This is a genomic window from Rahnella sp. CFA14(1/10) (genome assembly GCF_004195095.1).
Classification (GTDB): Bacteria; Pseudomonadota; Gammaproteobacteria; order Enterobacterales; family Enterobacteriaceae; genus Rahnella; species Rahnella perminowiae.
The window spans coordinates 280,321-294,089 of the sequence record NZ_SEWS01000003.1 but is presented as its reverse complement, the minus strand read 5'-3'; the positions used below and the strand labels follow the sequence as shown (position 1 = coordinate 294,089).

The 13,769-nt window shown below is 48.6% G+C and carries 9 protein-coding genes; all 9 read right to left on the bottom strand.

The annotated features are described in order from the left end of the window. Position 1: 1 nt before the first annotated feature. Positions 2–1,603, bottom strand: coding sequence for a type VI secretion system protein TssA (gene tssA / locus EVX52_RS07945; protein ID WP_129991039.1), 1,602 nt, complete (start codon positions 1,601–1,603; stop codon positions 2–4). After that, on the bottom strand, positions 1,603–5,019 hold the full coding sequence (locus tag EVX52_RS07940; RefSeq protein ID WP_129991038.1) for an ImcF-related family protein: 3,417 nt from the start codon (positions 5,017–5,019) through the stop codon (positions 1,603–1,605). The genes tssA and EVX52_RS07940 overlap by 1 nt, the downstream gene beginning before the upstream one ends. Continuing rightward, positions 5,003–6,166: a type VI secretion protein gene (locus EVX52_RS07935; RefSeq protein ID WP_129991037.1), complete on the bottom strand. Its 1,164-nt coding sequence runs from the start codon at positions 6,164–6,166 to the stop codon at positions 5,003–5,005. Before EVX52_RS07935 ends, EVX52_RS07940 begins: the two co-directional genes overlap by 17 nt. Before the next feature lie 3 nt (positions 6,167–6,169). Beyond that, the gene (locus EVX52_RS07930) at positions 6,170–6,436 is read right to left on the bottom strand and encodes a PAAR domain-containing protein (protein WP_129953516.1); all 267 of its coding nucleotides are present in this window, start codon (positions 6,434–6,436) and stop codon (positions 6,170–6,172) included. 204 nt (positions 6,437–6,640) lie between these two features. Continuing rightward, complete coding sequence (locus EVX52_RS07925; protein ID WP_129991036.1) at positions 6,641–7,024, bottom strand: hypothetical protein; 384 nt, start codon at positions 7,022–7,024, stop codon at positions 6,641–6,643. A 25-nt stretch (positions 7,025–7,049) separates the two neighbouring features. Next, positions 7,050–8,030: an SUMF1/EgtB/PvdO family nonheme iron enzyme gene (locus EVX52_RS07920; RefSeq protein ID WP_165385166.1), complete on the bottom strand. Its 981-nt coding sequence runs from the start codon at positions 8,028–8,030 to the stop codon at positions 7,050–7,052. A gap of 25 nt (positions 8,031–8,055) precedes the next feature. Further along, positions 8,056–9,036 carry an SUMF1/EgtB/PvdO family nonheme iron enzyme gene (locus EVX52_RS07915; RefSeq protein ID WP_165383743.1) on the bottom strand — a complete coding sequence of 327 codons (981 nt, stop codon included), beginning with the start codon at positions 9,034–9,036 and terminating at the stop codon, positions 8,056–8,058. Between the two features lie 17 nt (positions 9,037–9,053). Next, complete coding sequence (locus EVX52_RS07910) at positions 9,054–11,195, bottom strand: hypothetical protein (RefSeq protein ID WP_129991034.1); 2,142 nt, start codon at positions 11,193–11,195, stop codon at positions 9,054–9,056. Positions 11,196–11,207: 12 nt separating this feature from the next. Then, complete coding sequence (locus tag EVX52_RS07905; protein WP_129991033.1) at positions 11,208–13,733, bottom strand: type VI secretion system tip protein VgrG; 2,526 nt, start codon at positions 13,731–13,733, stop codon at positions 11,208–11,210. Between the last annotated feature and the right edge of the window lie 36 nt (positions 13,734–13,769).

The window sequence follows — 13,769 nt, the reverse complement described above, 5'->3', positions numbered from 1 at the left end:
ATTAGCCACACAACACCGCAGCACGTGCCGGATCAATAGCAATTAACCCCACCAGCAGATTCTCCATTTCACCATGCAGCCGCGATTTGTCGGTGTCTGCGCGCCCGGATTTCATGCGCAGGAGTTTCAGGCGTCTGGCTTTCACTTCAAACAGCAGTTCAGGTTCCCATTGCGTGAGGGTGAGCGTGGAGCCCTTGCTGTCCAGTTCCCCCAGCAGATGCAGCGCCATGTCATTTTTGCCGTATTGCTCGGCAACACGGGCCATCAGCAGACGTACCAACCATTGATGGCGGGGCGTGCGGGCACCGGGGCGGTTTTGCAGCCAGTTCATCGCGGCTTCTACGCCGCTACTGTCAGCCTGTGCCAGCGCTTCTGGTTCAAGTTGCAGGATATCGTCATTGCCTGCTGTGGATGCCGATGCAGAGGGTTCGTTACCCCAGCTTTCCTGAGATGTCATGACCTGTTGGTTGATCCAATTCAGTGTGACTTCATCGGCGAACGGGGTGCCATCATCAAATGCCAGCCCTTCGAGACCGGGTAAGCGGGTGAGCATTCCGTTTAAATCCTGCTTAATGATGTCAGCCCAGGCTTCATAGGGTGCGCCCGCTTTGATCAGCGCCTGATGGAGATACCATTGCAAATCCAGCCAGAGATGATTCACGCCCTGAGCGAACAGGCTGTCTGTCTGCTCCAGCAACTCCAGCCAGCTTTGCTGCAGATAAAGTCGCTTGAGCAACGCGCGGTGTTCCGGTTTCGGAGGCGCCAGACGGGTCCGGCCATCAGCGGCAAGGGGAGGCAGTTCATGCACTGTATCCAGGCGGATGCTTTTAATCAGATGATGACCTGAGAGCCAGCCGGATGGCTGATCACGCAGGTATTGCGCCAGCAATCTGGCCTGTTCTAAGAGTTCACGCCCGGAGGTGACCGGCTTCAGTACCGGGGATTCTCCGGTTGCAGCTGAATGCTGAATGCTTGTAGTTCTGCTGTTTTGCGGAATGACAGCGTCAAAACCGCCGGACTGTGCAAGGCGGTTTTCCAGCGCGGCATAGAGTGCCCCAAACTGCGGTCGGGAGGATTGCTCCCACGTACTTAATCCTTGCTCAATTAAAGCCAGTGCGCCCACGATGCGGGAAAAATCAGCCTTATCCACTTCCGGGAACAGCGAGAGACTGTCGAGCATGCGTGAACCCGACAGCCATTCCATCGAGGCTTTCCTGCTGGCTGGCCGCAACGGATGCAGGGTTTCACCAAAGCGTGAGATCAACCCGGCCAGCAGGGAAAGGCCATCGGCCAGCCCGGCTTCACCGTCGCGATGCAAGCGCGCCCAGATGTAATAGGTGGCAACGCGGACGTCCTTGCAGTGCGTGATGAGCAGATTTTCCGCCAGTTCGCAGGTCAGAGAAGTATCCGCGCCGGAAAGTTTGTTTACCTCTTCACGCATCTGCTGGAAGCTATCGTCATAACCCGGGTCTTCGCCAGTTGGCGCTTCTGCGGTTACCGGATGGAGCCAGTTATCCCAAAGCAAGGCTTGCTGTTGTGCCTGTGCTAACAGAGACGAAGTTTCAGCAGAACATGCATTCTGTAGGGTAATTAATGTGGACATTACGGCTCCTCAGCGACAGCGTCGGGATCAAAAGGTTTTTCTACAGAGGCAACCCGTGCCGCCTTAACCTGGAAAATCTGCGCGGGGAGAGTGAAGTTTCGCAATCTCAGCAACGCCAGCGGACCTTCACCCGCCTCCGTGCGCAGGGTGTAATTCAGCCGTCTGCCATCCGGTGCTTTCCAGGTAATGTTAAAGCTGCTGCTCACGCCCTGATACGGCGCAACGGCGGCTTTATCGAGCAGACGTATCAACCCCCAGGCACCCGGCAGATCGGCGAACTGACGTGTGCCTGCCTGTGTGCTTATCCAGCTCAGGCTTGCGCCGGGCGCTTCGGTATCATTCGGCCAGGTGAAGCGTTTCCACGTCGGAAGCTGGTTGTAATAGCTGAGTTTCTGACTGTCGATCACCAGATCTGTCTGCATGACATCTTTGGCTGTCCCCGGACGCAGTTCAAAATGCACACCCGCTTCGCCGTTGGTGAAAACCACGTCAGACAGGTAGCTCAGGGTATCCAGAGCTTTCAGGAAGACAGGACTGAAGGTCAGTCCTTGTGCATTGATACTGTCCGGCACCCAGTGGCTGCCTTCTTTGTGCAGGACGCCGTTCAGACGGGTTTGCATGAAGCGGGCGATGCGACCGCTGTCGCTGTTGAGATAGCGGGCCATCAGCGGCAGTGACACTTCGCTGCTGGTATTTTTTAACGGATAACGACCACCGAATGCGCTGTTCCAGTCATTGACGATGGCTGTCTGCCATTGCGCGTTCAGACTTTCTGCCGCCGGGGTCAGAACTTGCTGCCACGCCTGCTCCATCGGCCGGACAAATACTGTCTGTCCGAATCCGCTCCATTCCTGACCCAGACTCGCGGCCACCAGACTGCCGTAATCGCGGGTTTCTGTCAGATCAACCGCTTTGCCCTGAAATACTGTCTGTGCCAGTGTTTGCGTCATTGCCTGCGGATCGGCGGCATTCACAACTTGCTGAAGTTTAAGACGCACCTGCGTAACCCGCGTCAGGAAGGTTTGCAGACTGAGACTGGCATTGCCTTGCCCACTGGCTTTCTTGTCCATCAATGTCAGTATCGGACCAAACGTCGCATCCAGCGGACCTTGTGCACCGGCCTGCTGATCTATGGCCGGTTGTTCATCACGGTTTAAGAGATTTTTTGCAGATTTCACCAGCGAGTCAGATAAAGCTTCGCCGCTTTGACCGGTTTTGCCTTGTATGTTAAGGGTATTCATCAGCGCCACCAGTGGCGACTGACGCACGTCCGCCATCAGGGTCAACTGATCGATAGCATCTGACAGTGTTTGTGCCTGTTGCCAGTGCAGACTGTTCAAGAAATCCAGCCAGCTTGCGGAGAAGTCTGCGAAATAGCGTTCTTTCAGGCGTGCCTGAAGTGCTTCAGGTGAATCCTGCTGCAACACGGCGGTTTTGTTGTCACTCAGCACCCAGTCCATTTCTTCACGTCGTCCATTGACCACTTTATCAATCGCCGGTTTGACGGACTCCTCCCAGGCTTTACGGGTGAATATGCCCGGCACCACGGCATCCGTGGTCAATATCTTTTCAGCATCCGTATCGCCAGCCATATCAGCCAGCGTCATATCTGCATACTGGTGAGCGACCTGTAGAAGCATTTTCTGATAAAGCGAGGATTCACTGTTACGGGCACCCATCATGCGAACCAGTAAGGTACGAACCTGACCGATAAGATTTTCATCTGCAGAAAGTTGCCATTCCGGATGACGGGAAAGGTTACGGCCATAAAAATCCAGAAGGAGAGGACCTTCTCCCTGCCATACACCATCCGGTGCTCCTTTGCGTTGCGGCCAGTCGCTTAATAGCGTTTTGCTGAACCATGCCGCATCCATTTTTTCAGGGCGTGACAGCATCAGGTAGAGCTTTAACTGGTCGTAAGCGGGCTTCACCAATGCATCCCGGCGCAGATCATCCGGTGGAAGACCGGTGAATGTGGTGAGCTTGTCTTCAAGGTACTGAGCGGCGGCGTCACGTAACAGAGGCATCGCACTGGCGGCATACTGTGGCCAAAGTGCAGCCAGCAGAGGATCATTCTGATTCAGTCCGAACCGGCTAAACCAGGGTGCATGCTGCTGGCGGTATTGAAGCCTGTCGAGCGTGTTTTGCAGTTCGCGCTGGGCTTTGAGTCGCGGTGGTAGCGCCTGCTTCACATCCGCAGCCTGTTTCACCTGCGCTTCGCTGGTATTAATCGTCTGGCGGTTAACGATAAAGGACATCACCATTCCCGCGCCCCATAACACCATCATACCTGCTGCAATCATGCCGCACGTTTTACCCCACGCGAACCCGAGCTTTTTGACCGCCAGCCCTGCGGGTAATGACGACAGTGAGCCGAGCAAAACATCCCAACGGTTATCCTTGCCCCAGTGATGTTTTACCGTGCGCTGTGCATTGACAGATGCCGGGCTGAACATGATGCCTGCAAGGGGAGAAGGGCGGTAAGGGTTGAGCAACGCGGCCACAGGTTCAGCAATAAAGTCCGGTTTATGTGCGAGTTGATCAGCAAGCTGCAACAAAAACAGATTCTGCCTGCTGACGCCGATTTGCTGCATGCCTTGTTCGATCAACGTCGGCACCAGCGCGGTAAGTTGTTTTCTCAGTTCATCCGGTTTGCAGGCGGCAGGCAGCAGGCAGCCCACAGGTTGCGTGATACGGGCTTTATTTTGATTTCCCGCTGAATGCAGTGACCACACGTACAACGGCAGTCGCCATCCCAGCAGATCAAAGCGAACTGAAAACGCTTTCGCGGCGCTATCCATCATGTCGGCAGAGAGAGGTGTTTGCGTCTGCAACTGACCATTCTCCGTATGCTGCGCCAGTGCAGATGTCACCCAAACCAGGCCATCCAGCGGGCGGCGGCGCAAATGGCGCAGTGCAACAAGCCATGCGCTGTCGGCCTGCGCGGCCAGATCGCCACCCCACAACAACACGGTGCCGCTGTCTTCCTGCCAGTATTGCGATGTCAGGCCGGGAGTCAGACGCTCAACATCGGCAGCGCTGCCGGTAAGCAGCAAAATACGGACTTTGTGTGACCAGAAGCGGCCGTAAGTCTGGCGCAGGGCTTCGCGGATTTCGGTTACCGTGACGTGGCGCGGCGGTGTTTGCAGCAGACGTTCTTCACTTCCCGGCAGGACGTTCTGCTTTTTTTCTTCTTCGCGGTGCATGAGTTGTTGCACCAGTCGCAGCAGCGCAGGGCCAAAACGCAGCACTGCTCCTAGCAAGCAGATCATCAGGAAGGCTGCGGCTTTTTTGCCGGTAGTATCGAGACCGAGTCGTTCCCCGTGATGCCAGACAGCCCATCCAATGAGGCTGAATACAGCCAGCAGCAGAACCGTCAGGCCCCCAAAACGCCATAGCCTACTTAATACGCTCATCCCCACTCCCTGTTGCGATGGTGTAAACAAAATTTTCTGCTCCTGTTGTGGATAACGCTAACCAAGATTGTTGTCCGATATGAACAAAATCAGCCCCCAGCGCGAGGGTAAACCAGGGAGAGTAAGGTCCCTGAATGCCGCAATATGTTTCGACTGTCAGAATATTTTCTGCCTGCCATCGGGTGCCAATTGCATTTCCGATGGTGATAACTGCGGCGGAGGACGCGGTCCATTTTTGGTGATCACCCAGGACGCTAGTAGTCTGGCAAGCCTGCGTTTGTGTTGTAAGAAGCAATGTCAGCTCTTCGTTGAGATTATCCACATGCAGCGGCATAGGACGCAGTACACGGACGATGTGTGGCAGAGCATATTTTTGCGCGACATCATCACTGGTGAACAACAATGCGGCCAGACCGTCGGAATAACGTGTATCCCCGTGCATCTGCTTCACCAAAATCAACTGCACCGTAGATTCCGGTTGCCCGAGTCTTTCATCAAGTGACCGGAATGAAAGCTGATCGGTGATGTTCAGCGATGCAGGACGAAGGTTTTCAGGCGCACGGGTCTGCCAGCACTCATCAAACAGGGCGAATAATTTCTGCCTGCCTGATTCGGGTTCATCGGTTAATACCGTGACCTGAAGTGCTAACTCAGGGGGGAGTATCTGCAGGGCACTCTGAATACCTTCCAGCAACGTATTAATTACCGACTTGTTATCTTTCAAATAATCAATGTGGCGAACCAACCCCTGTTGCTGCGGTAAACCTCTCAGATTTTGTTGTAACAGTGCTGCTGAAATACTGTCCGGTAGCATCACGCAACTTGCGGATACTGCGATATAACGTTCTGCCCACGCGGTCCATTGTTGCTGAGCGTGTTCAGCCTCACGCTGGAAGAACTGGAAACGCTCCATTTCGCGGCCATAAAGATAACCACAGGTACTGAAAGTCAGTATCCAGAGCACGACGGGAATCAGCGCGAATAACCAGATATTGATCGGTTTCAGCACGCTTAGTGATCCGGAAGCATGTAAAACGAATAGCAACACACTGGCAATCACCGCCAGCACACCACTGATTAACCAGCCGCCGGAAGAAGGAGGTGAGGGTTGTTCAGTCGTAAAGGGTTTTTGACGTTCCCAGCCCATGACTTATCCTATTGCGCAATCCGGAGCACTGGAGATGACCTGACAACCGCAAAGGCATTTACAGCCATCCACCACAATGGCTTTACCGTCTGAGGACCATTCGGGTGAACCTTCTACAATAGGGTTAACACCGTGAAAGGGAACAGGGCAACTGACTTTGTCACCTATTAAGGCGACAGGTTTTCCGTTTACAATCATGGTTGAAGAGGCTGAAATAACAGAGCCACCGTGTGTGGTTTTATCGCCGAGTAATACGAAGCCTTTTGGCATGGGAATTCCTTTTTATGTGATGTTATGAATAATATTGATGAAATAACGTTAAAGGTAATTTAAATATGCGAATTTTAAATTTTGTCTTAATTTTTTTGTCGGGAGAAATTACGTAATTCTGTTTAATGTTATTGGAGTTTGTTTTTTCGTAAAATATCCATGGCGGTGTTAATCAATATGGTATCCATAAATCCTACCTCTCATTCATACATTTATGAGAAATATATCAGACCTCAAGTGGAAAGGGTTTTTGATTTCCTTTTCTACCCATTGACTATCAGAGGGTGGAGACAGTGTTTTATCCGTTGCTCTGGTGCAACTGCTTAAAATAAGTACTGAATAAGTAATGTTATACCTACCCATGTAATAACTATCTAAAGTAACGGAATGTGTTGGGAGGCTTGCATTGTTTTTAGATATAGCACAGCGTTCACCATACTTTTCTAAGCAGAAATCACCCATTTCGAAAGTGCCGCCTATGACATAAACCATATTTTTTATGGTTTCTTTAAGGAATTGTTCTTTCTGTTCACAACCAGCAATAAGAAATAAACTCAGAGGGATTATTATTATTTTTCTGTAGGACATAAGGCGCATTCCTTCGCATTAATTGTTAGCGATACTTTTCTGGTAAGGATTGGGCGTTAATTACGCAGCGGAAGGTAATGTTAGGGAAAAATCCTTGCTCGGCTACTTTGTAAGGATCTATTTTTGGTTCCGATTCAGACGCTTTACGAATATCCCCATTATATTTTATAAGGACATCTACTGGAAAAATTCTTAACAACGGTTCTTTTCCCGTTCTGAACATAGTTGTTGCCGTCGGTGTTGCATCATCTTTACGGCTATCTCCTAGCGGCATTCCCCTCAATACTTTTTCAATACCTAATTGTGGGCCAGTAGAATTATGCGCGGGACTATGTTGATAAAATGTATCGCTGAACCAGTCAAACATCCATTCTTGTCCATTTCCTGCCATATCAAATATTCCTAAGGGCGACGCTGGAAATTTCCCTACTGGGTATAAGCCGGCATAATAACCTGAGTATCCTTTTTCTTGTTCATATGAGGGAACATTAATACCAACTCTAAAATGCCCATCGTTAGTGCCATACTGAGTATCTTGACCGCGATTCCGAGCAGCGTATTCCCATTGAGCTTCTGTTGGTAAGTTAAATGGTAGGCTAGTTTTTTTTGCTAACCACTGACAATAGTCCATACTCAACTGCCAGTTAGCGGTAGCTGGGTAATCATCACCTCGTAACGAAGGGTATTTTTTTAACCATGTTTGATCAATCTTTAGCTTAGGGAGTGATTGGTCATTTGTAAAATGATCATATTCACTGTAAGTGACCTTATACTTAGCCATGTAAAAACTATCAAGTGTTACCGAGTGGACTGGCAGACTTGCATTATTATTGGAAAGAGCACAGCGTGTGCCATATTCTTTGACGCAAAAATCACCCATTTCGAAAGTGCCGCCTTTGACATAAACCATATTTTTCATGGTCTCTTTAAGGAATTGTTTTTTCTGTTCACAACCAGCAATATGAAATAAAATCAGGGGGATGATGATTATTTTTCTGTAGGGCATAAGGCGCATTCCTTCGCATTAATTGTTAGCGATATTTTTCTGGTAAGGATTGGACATTAATTACGCAACGGAAAGTGATTTTCGGAACGAATCCGCGTTCAGCAATCTTATAAGGATCAGTTTCGGTGTCTGCCTCAGTTGCCTTTTCAATATCGCCATTAAATTTATCCCATAAGTCGGGTGGTAAATCTTTTAATAATGGATCTTTGCCAGTTCTAAACATCGTTGTCGCGGTTGGTGTTGCGTCATCATCAACACTATCACCTGCAGGAAAGCCCCTCAGTGATTTTTCATTGCCACTAACAGGACCAACGGGATTTTGTGCAGAGCTATTTTGATAGTAAGTCTTGCTATACCAATCCAGCATCCACTCTTGCCCATTGCCTGCCATATCATATAGCCCTAATGGAGTCGCTGAAAATTGTCCTACTGGGTACAAACCAGCTGCAAAACCAGCATATTGTTTTCTCTGTTCATAGCCAGGAACTGTTTTACCTTGAATAAGGTGTCCGTCTACGGTTCCATATATTATATCTTGTCCGCGATTGCGTGCCGCATACTCCCATTGTGCTTCTGTAGGAAGGCTAAACGGAAGATTTGTTTTATTGGCTAGCCATTGGCAATAATCACTACTTAGCTGCCAATTTGCAGTCGCTGGATAGTCCGCATTTCTCAAATTAGGATAACGCTTAAGAAAACCTTCTGAGATTTTCAGTTTTGGTATCTTGTTGGCACTTGTATAAAAATCATAATCCCTATACGTGACTTTATACTTTGCCATATAAAATCCATCTAGCGTCACGTCATGAACTGGTAAGCTGGCATTATCGTTATGAATAACACATCTTTGCCCGTATTTTTTAAGGCATACATCTCCCATTTCAAAGGTTCCGCCCTGGACAAATACCATGTTTTGTAATGTTTTCGTAATAAATTCATCACTCCTATCACATCCTATTAAGCTCAAAATTAAGGCTGCAAGTATTGGTGGTTTAAAGTTTCGCATTTCTAAAATCTCCATTTCTATGTTAAAGCTTCATTTTTATAGTAAAGTCTACAAATCATATTTACTGCCAATTTATAATCGTATGTATCATTTGCCATTATTTCATAACCTGCCATTGGCGTGGTGCTAAGTCTCTGATAGATTGATTCAAACGATTCTCCGAAACCATCGCTTATCAAGGTTATAGTACCAAACTCTACTTTTGATCTATCGCCAAAATACATACGACTTGCCAGGCGAGTTTGCTTTTTTTTCCAGTCTGGGTATTTTTTTTCACCTAGTACCAGTGAACAATGCTGAATGACATTTTCGTATTCTGATTTTGATTGAACCCAGCGAAATATATTGATGACTCCCTGTTTAAACTTAGCATTGTTTTCATTCCACATATCTTGTAGGGCATCTACAAAGTCTTCTTCCGTTAACATTGCAAGCATATTGCCTTTTACTTCAGGAGTTGAATATTTGCATAGATTTTTGTCAGACGATATTTTTTCAATAAAAGCAATCCTTTCGTCTTTTGTCTCTAAATAATTATTAATGGCAGCATCAATGTCTGAAGCGGATTTATATAGTTTTTTAACATTTTCGCTATTATTGATCAGGGTTAATAAATTTATTTTAGCTAAATAGTCAAATGCATCTTTTTTAATTACGACTGCCAATTTCTGATAATCAGCATCTCGTAATAAATAATAAACGTATTTTAGAAAATCTAACAGCAACTCAGCATCTACTTCAAAATCAATTCCGCCACTTGCACCCGCACCCCAACATAATCCGGCATGACAGGCAATATATAATTTTCCTTCTGATAACTTAATCTCGAAGGTAGCTTCGAAACCACTGCCAAATAAGAATGATGAACTTTCACTGATTTTTGCAATCGCTTTATAATCTTCCTCTTCTGTCGCGGTCATCTTTTCGGGTTCTTTCCACATAACAGAACCTGAAACCTCTCCTTTTGCTTCGACGCCTGCAAAAGCGCGAATACCACTTTTGACTTCTGAGTTTTCAGTAACTTTGGTTAAACTGATTTTTCTCTCACCCGGTGGCGGAGTGGGTTGGTAGTCAGAACCGCTGCCTCTTATACCAGCCGTTTCGTCTCCATCGGGCTTTTTATTTATTGCGATGCCTAATTCTGCAGTTAAGGATGCACCCACACTGCTGGTAGCTACCACTTCCAGATCCAGTCGAAAATATCCCAGTACACATTCACCACCGCCACGCTTTGGCACGGAAGGTAACCAGCCTAAACGGTGGGGGAACATCACTTTAAAATTTGCTTTGCCTTCCCAGATGGCAAATTCAGCACTGCCACTTACTTTGGCCTGTGCCTCCATATTGACAGGGTCGAATTCCAGATTAGCGCCGACACCGGCGGTATACCGTAAAAGCTGAGCACCGGCGGAAGCATCGAAATGATCTGATCCTGACTGATCTTGCTCATCATGCAGTTGAAATTTAGCCGCTTTGTTCCATTTATCCGACCAGGCGAATAATGAACCTGTGTGGTTGGCAGGATCGACGATATCCCAGTCTTTTTTAATTTTAACGCTGACGTCTTTAAGCTGATTATGCAGTTCTTTCTTATCAATTTTCCCATCTTTGATAAAGCTGCCTTTTCCGCTTTCTGCCTGTTCCGGAATGTAAGGTTCCCATCTTTTACTGTTCAGGCTCGGGCGAACATAAATAACTTTTCCTTTACCACCAGATTTGCGTATTGGCAGCACCTCGATTAATTTTTCAGTGTTATTGCCAATTTCACTTAGTGAGTGAGGTTTATCTTCAGTATCGTCAGCAGCCTGCATGGGTTCGAGGAAGTTCAGGCCACGTTTCAGATTTTTATTGGCATCAAACAGAGTCTGTTCAAGCTGACTGTATTTCGAACTAAGCGCCGGGACTTTTGGCGAAGCCAGGCATTGTCCCTGAATATCGGCAAAGGCTTTTGCTGCACTGATTTGTTTCTCAACGAGTCCTTGCAGGCGGTTGTTTTCATCTTCAATGGAAGTGGCTGTTTCACCGTCCACGACATAATAGTATCCGGTTGAAAGCTCGAAATAGACGACACCTTTATCTTTGGACTTGATATGCGCGTCTGTGCCCGTTCCCAGTGCTTTGGTCTGAGCTTCGGCAATGGGTTTGCTTGAATCCGTCATGTTAACTCCCTGTTATTCATCTTCCGTGTAGAGCCTGATACTGCCAGGTGTTGCGCCGTATACCGCTGTTGTCTTCCCCTCAGCATCCGTTCTGCCGTGTATCTCTTCGCCTTCGGCGGTGATTAATTTATACAGATAGTTCGGACGGGGTTTACCGGTGTTTTGATCTCTAATAACAAAAAACTCATTGAAACCTTTGGGAAACTCAACTAGTTGTGAGTGTAAACTTGCGGCCCCTAATTTTTGTACATTTGCAGCTTTGAGCAGGATATTCCCTGGAGCACCCAGTTCAATATTACCGCCGCTGATTTTGATATACGCACCGGCGCATGTCAGTAAGAGTTCGGAAGAGGCTGTAACGGTGACTTTCCCTTCCGCACTGGTCAGCTGAACATCTTTTTTCGCCAGTGCTTCAAGGTTGTCGTCCTGCGCCTGTATTTCCACTTTCCCTTTAGCCGCAAACATTTTCATGCCCTGTTTAGCGGCAAACAGGCTGACATTTTCACCCGCAGAGACAGTGAAGTTCTTCATCGCGCTGATATCGGTATTTTGCTGCGAAATGATGCCCACGCTGGCATCTCCCGATGCCAGTCGCACCGCTTTCGGGCTGCTTACGCTGATGCCTTGCGGAGCATTGAGTAAAATACCGGGCTGAACCAGGTTGCTGAGCGACCTGGTCAGCATCTCTTGTGAATCGGTGTCTGAGGGGGTAGCAGTAGCAATCTCAGCTGCAGCTGACATACTTTTCGCCAGCGAAAGGGCATTTTCAAGTTGAGCAATGGCAGCGTCCATGTCCAGCATCTGAGTACTGACACCGGCCTGATCCGCCGTGATAAATAAACCTTTCCCGCCGCGTATCGCTCCCCATTTATCCGTTCTCAGCTCAAACCCTTCACCGCGCTGTCCGCGTTTAGCATCCACATTATGCCCAAGGTTCAGCTGGGTTTTACCCCCATATTCGGTGCTGAGTTTGATGTGTTCTTCGCCGCGCTTATCTTCCATGCGCAGTTTGTTATTTGCAGGCGTGCGGATGACGTTGCGGGTGTTGTTTTTCTCGGTGACGTGATCGGTATGACGTGAATCATGAAGCGCGTGCGCGATATACGGGCGATCAGGGTCACCGTCGTGGAACGCGATCGCCACTTCAGTGCCCTGGATCAGCGGGAAGTGAATACCATAGACATCGCCGCCATAAGGTTTAGCGAGGCGGACGGGCATGCTTTCCTGACCCTGCGCCTTTTCATCCTGATCAGCATCGAATTTGACGCGATATAACCCCGCAGCATCCTGCCAGGCATAGATGTCGTTGGCTTTTGCGCTGGTGACGCGTGCCATCATCGTACCGCTGACTTTAGGACGCGGTTTAAGAGCAGGGCGCCAGCACAGGGTTTCGCTGTAGGGGGCAGCGGTAAAGTTCACCGATAATGAAGTCGCCCTGCTTCCGGCAAAACGTAAACCAGTGATGACGACGGGCGATTGCCAGACTGCCGGAAGGGTAGGTGGCAGAGTGCTTTCCTGGACAGTGAGCACTTGTAGCAGGACCAACGTCGCATCCGTGCTACTTCCACTCAGTTGGGTTTGTGCTGCTAAAAAACGCTCATGCTCAAGACGTGCCCAAAAGTTGCCGCTTTCCGGTGCGGGTGTCATTGCGTCACCGCGAACTAAATGGCGGGGCTGGTACTGGTAGACATCCCCATAAGTGATGCCATCACCGTCACCCCGGCTCATATCTGCCCGTGCGGAAACCAGTGAAAGCTGGGCTTCCCGATGGTTATAATCTTTAGCCAGTACCGACGCCTCGACAACCTGATGGCGCAGTGCCAGACCCCATACCGCTTCGACGCCGTTATCATTCATCCCGGCCGGATTACCCAATGGCAATGTCTTACCAAACTGGTAGCAACTTTGTTTATCGCCAAATACCACTATCTCGGTTTGTGTGTCTTCCTGAAGCGTGAAGGTATAGAAAATCCCTACTTCGGCCAATAAACGCTCGATAAACGCCCGATCACTTTCATCAAATTGGTTAATTTGTTCACGTTTCGGATAGCTCAGCTTTAAATTGAACTGAAACTCCCATCCTTTGAAGTTGTGTTCGCGCAGAATCTGTTCAACAACCTCAGGGATGGATTTTTGGAGAAAGAATCGATGTGAGCGCTTCTGATTACCTAAAAGTGCGAAGAAGGGTTCAACGGTAATCTGATAATGGGCTTCATCCGCTGAGCCTGTCAGACGGGTGAAATGAGTCACCACGCCATGTACGACTTTTTGCACGTGCGGCATCGTCATACCTGGAACCAAAGCCCCTGCGGTTTGCATCGTCAGCGTTGTGCTACGCCTTAACATCGTTTTCGCATCAATATCTTTATTGGCGCAGGTGAAATCGATTTTGTAACGATACCCGTAACTTATTTCTTCCTGTCCCGTAAAAGACTCCACGTCGAGATACACATCACAGCTCTGAACATCGAGTCGGTAACGATTCAGGCTTCCGGAGAGCGAATTAACTGTATCGGTTAATGTATCGATAATATTCATTTTGCATCCTTCTGCATTACCCTGAGTCAGCAAATC

Excerpts from the sequence above, each read along its gene's own strand:
- EVX52_RS07930 (WP_129953516.1), bottom strand. The coding sequence starts at position 6,436 with ATGCCAAAAGGCTTCGTATTACTCGGCGATAAAACCACACACGGTGGC.
- EVX52_RS07920 (WP_165385166.1), bottom strand. The coding sequence starts at position 8,030 with ATGCCCTACAGAAAAATAATCATCATCCCCCTGATTTTATTTCATATT.
- EVX52_RS07935 (WP_129991037.1), bottom strand. The coding sequence starts at position 6,166 with ATGGGCTGGGAACGTCAAAAACCCTTTACGACTGAACAACCCTCACCT.
- EVX52_RS07915 (WP_165383743.1), bottom strand. The coding sequence starts at position 9,036 with ATGCGAAACTTTAAACCACCAATACTTGCAGCCTTAATTTTGAGCTTA.
- tssA (WP_129991039.1), bottom strand. The coding sequence starts at position 1,603 with ATGTCCACATTAATTACCCTACAGAATGCATGTTCTGCTGAAACTTCG.
- EVX52_RS07925 (WP_129991036.1), bottom strand. The coding sequence starts at position 7,024 with ATGTCCTACAGAAAAATAATAATAATCCCTCTGAGTTTATTTCTTATT.
- EVX52_RS07940 (WP_129991038.1), bottom strand. The coding sequence starts at position 5,019 with ATGAGCGTATTAAGTAGGCTATGGCGTTTTGGGGGCCTGACGGTTCTG.
- EVX52_RS07910 (WP_129991034.1), bottom strand. The coding sequence starts at position 11,195 with ATGACGGATTCAAGCAAACCCATTGCCGAAGCTCAGACCAAAGCACTG.
- EVX52_RS07905 (WP_129991033.1), bottom strand. The coding sequence starts at position 13,733 with ATGAATATTATCGATACATTAACCGATACAGTTAATTCGCTCTCCGGA.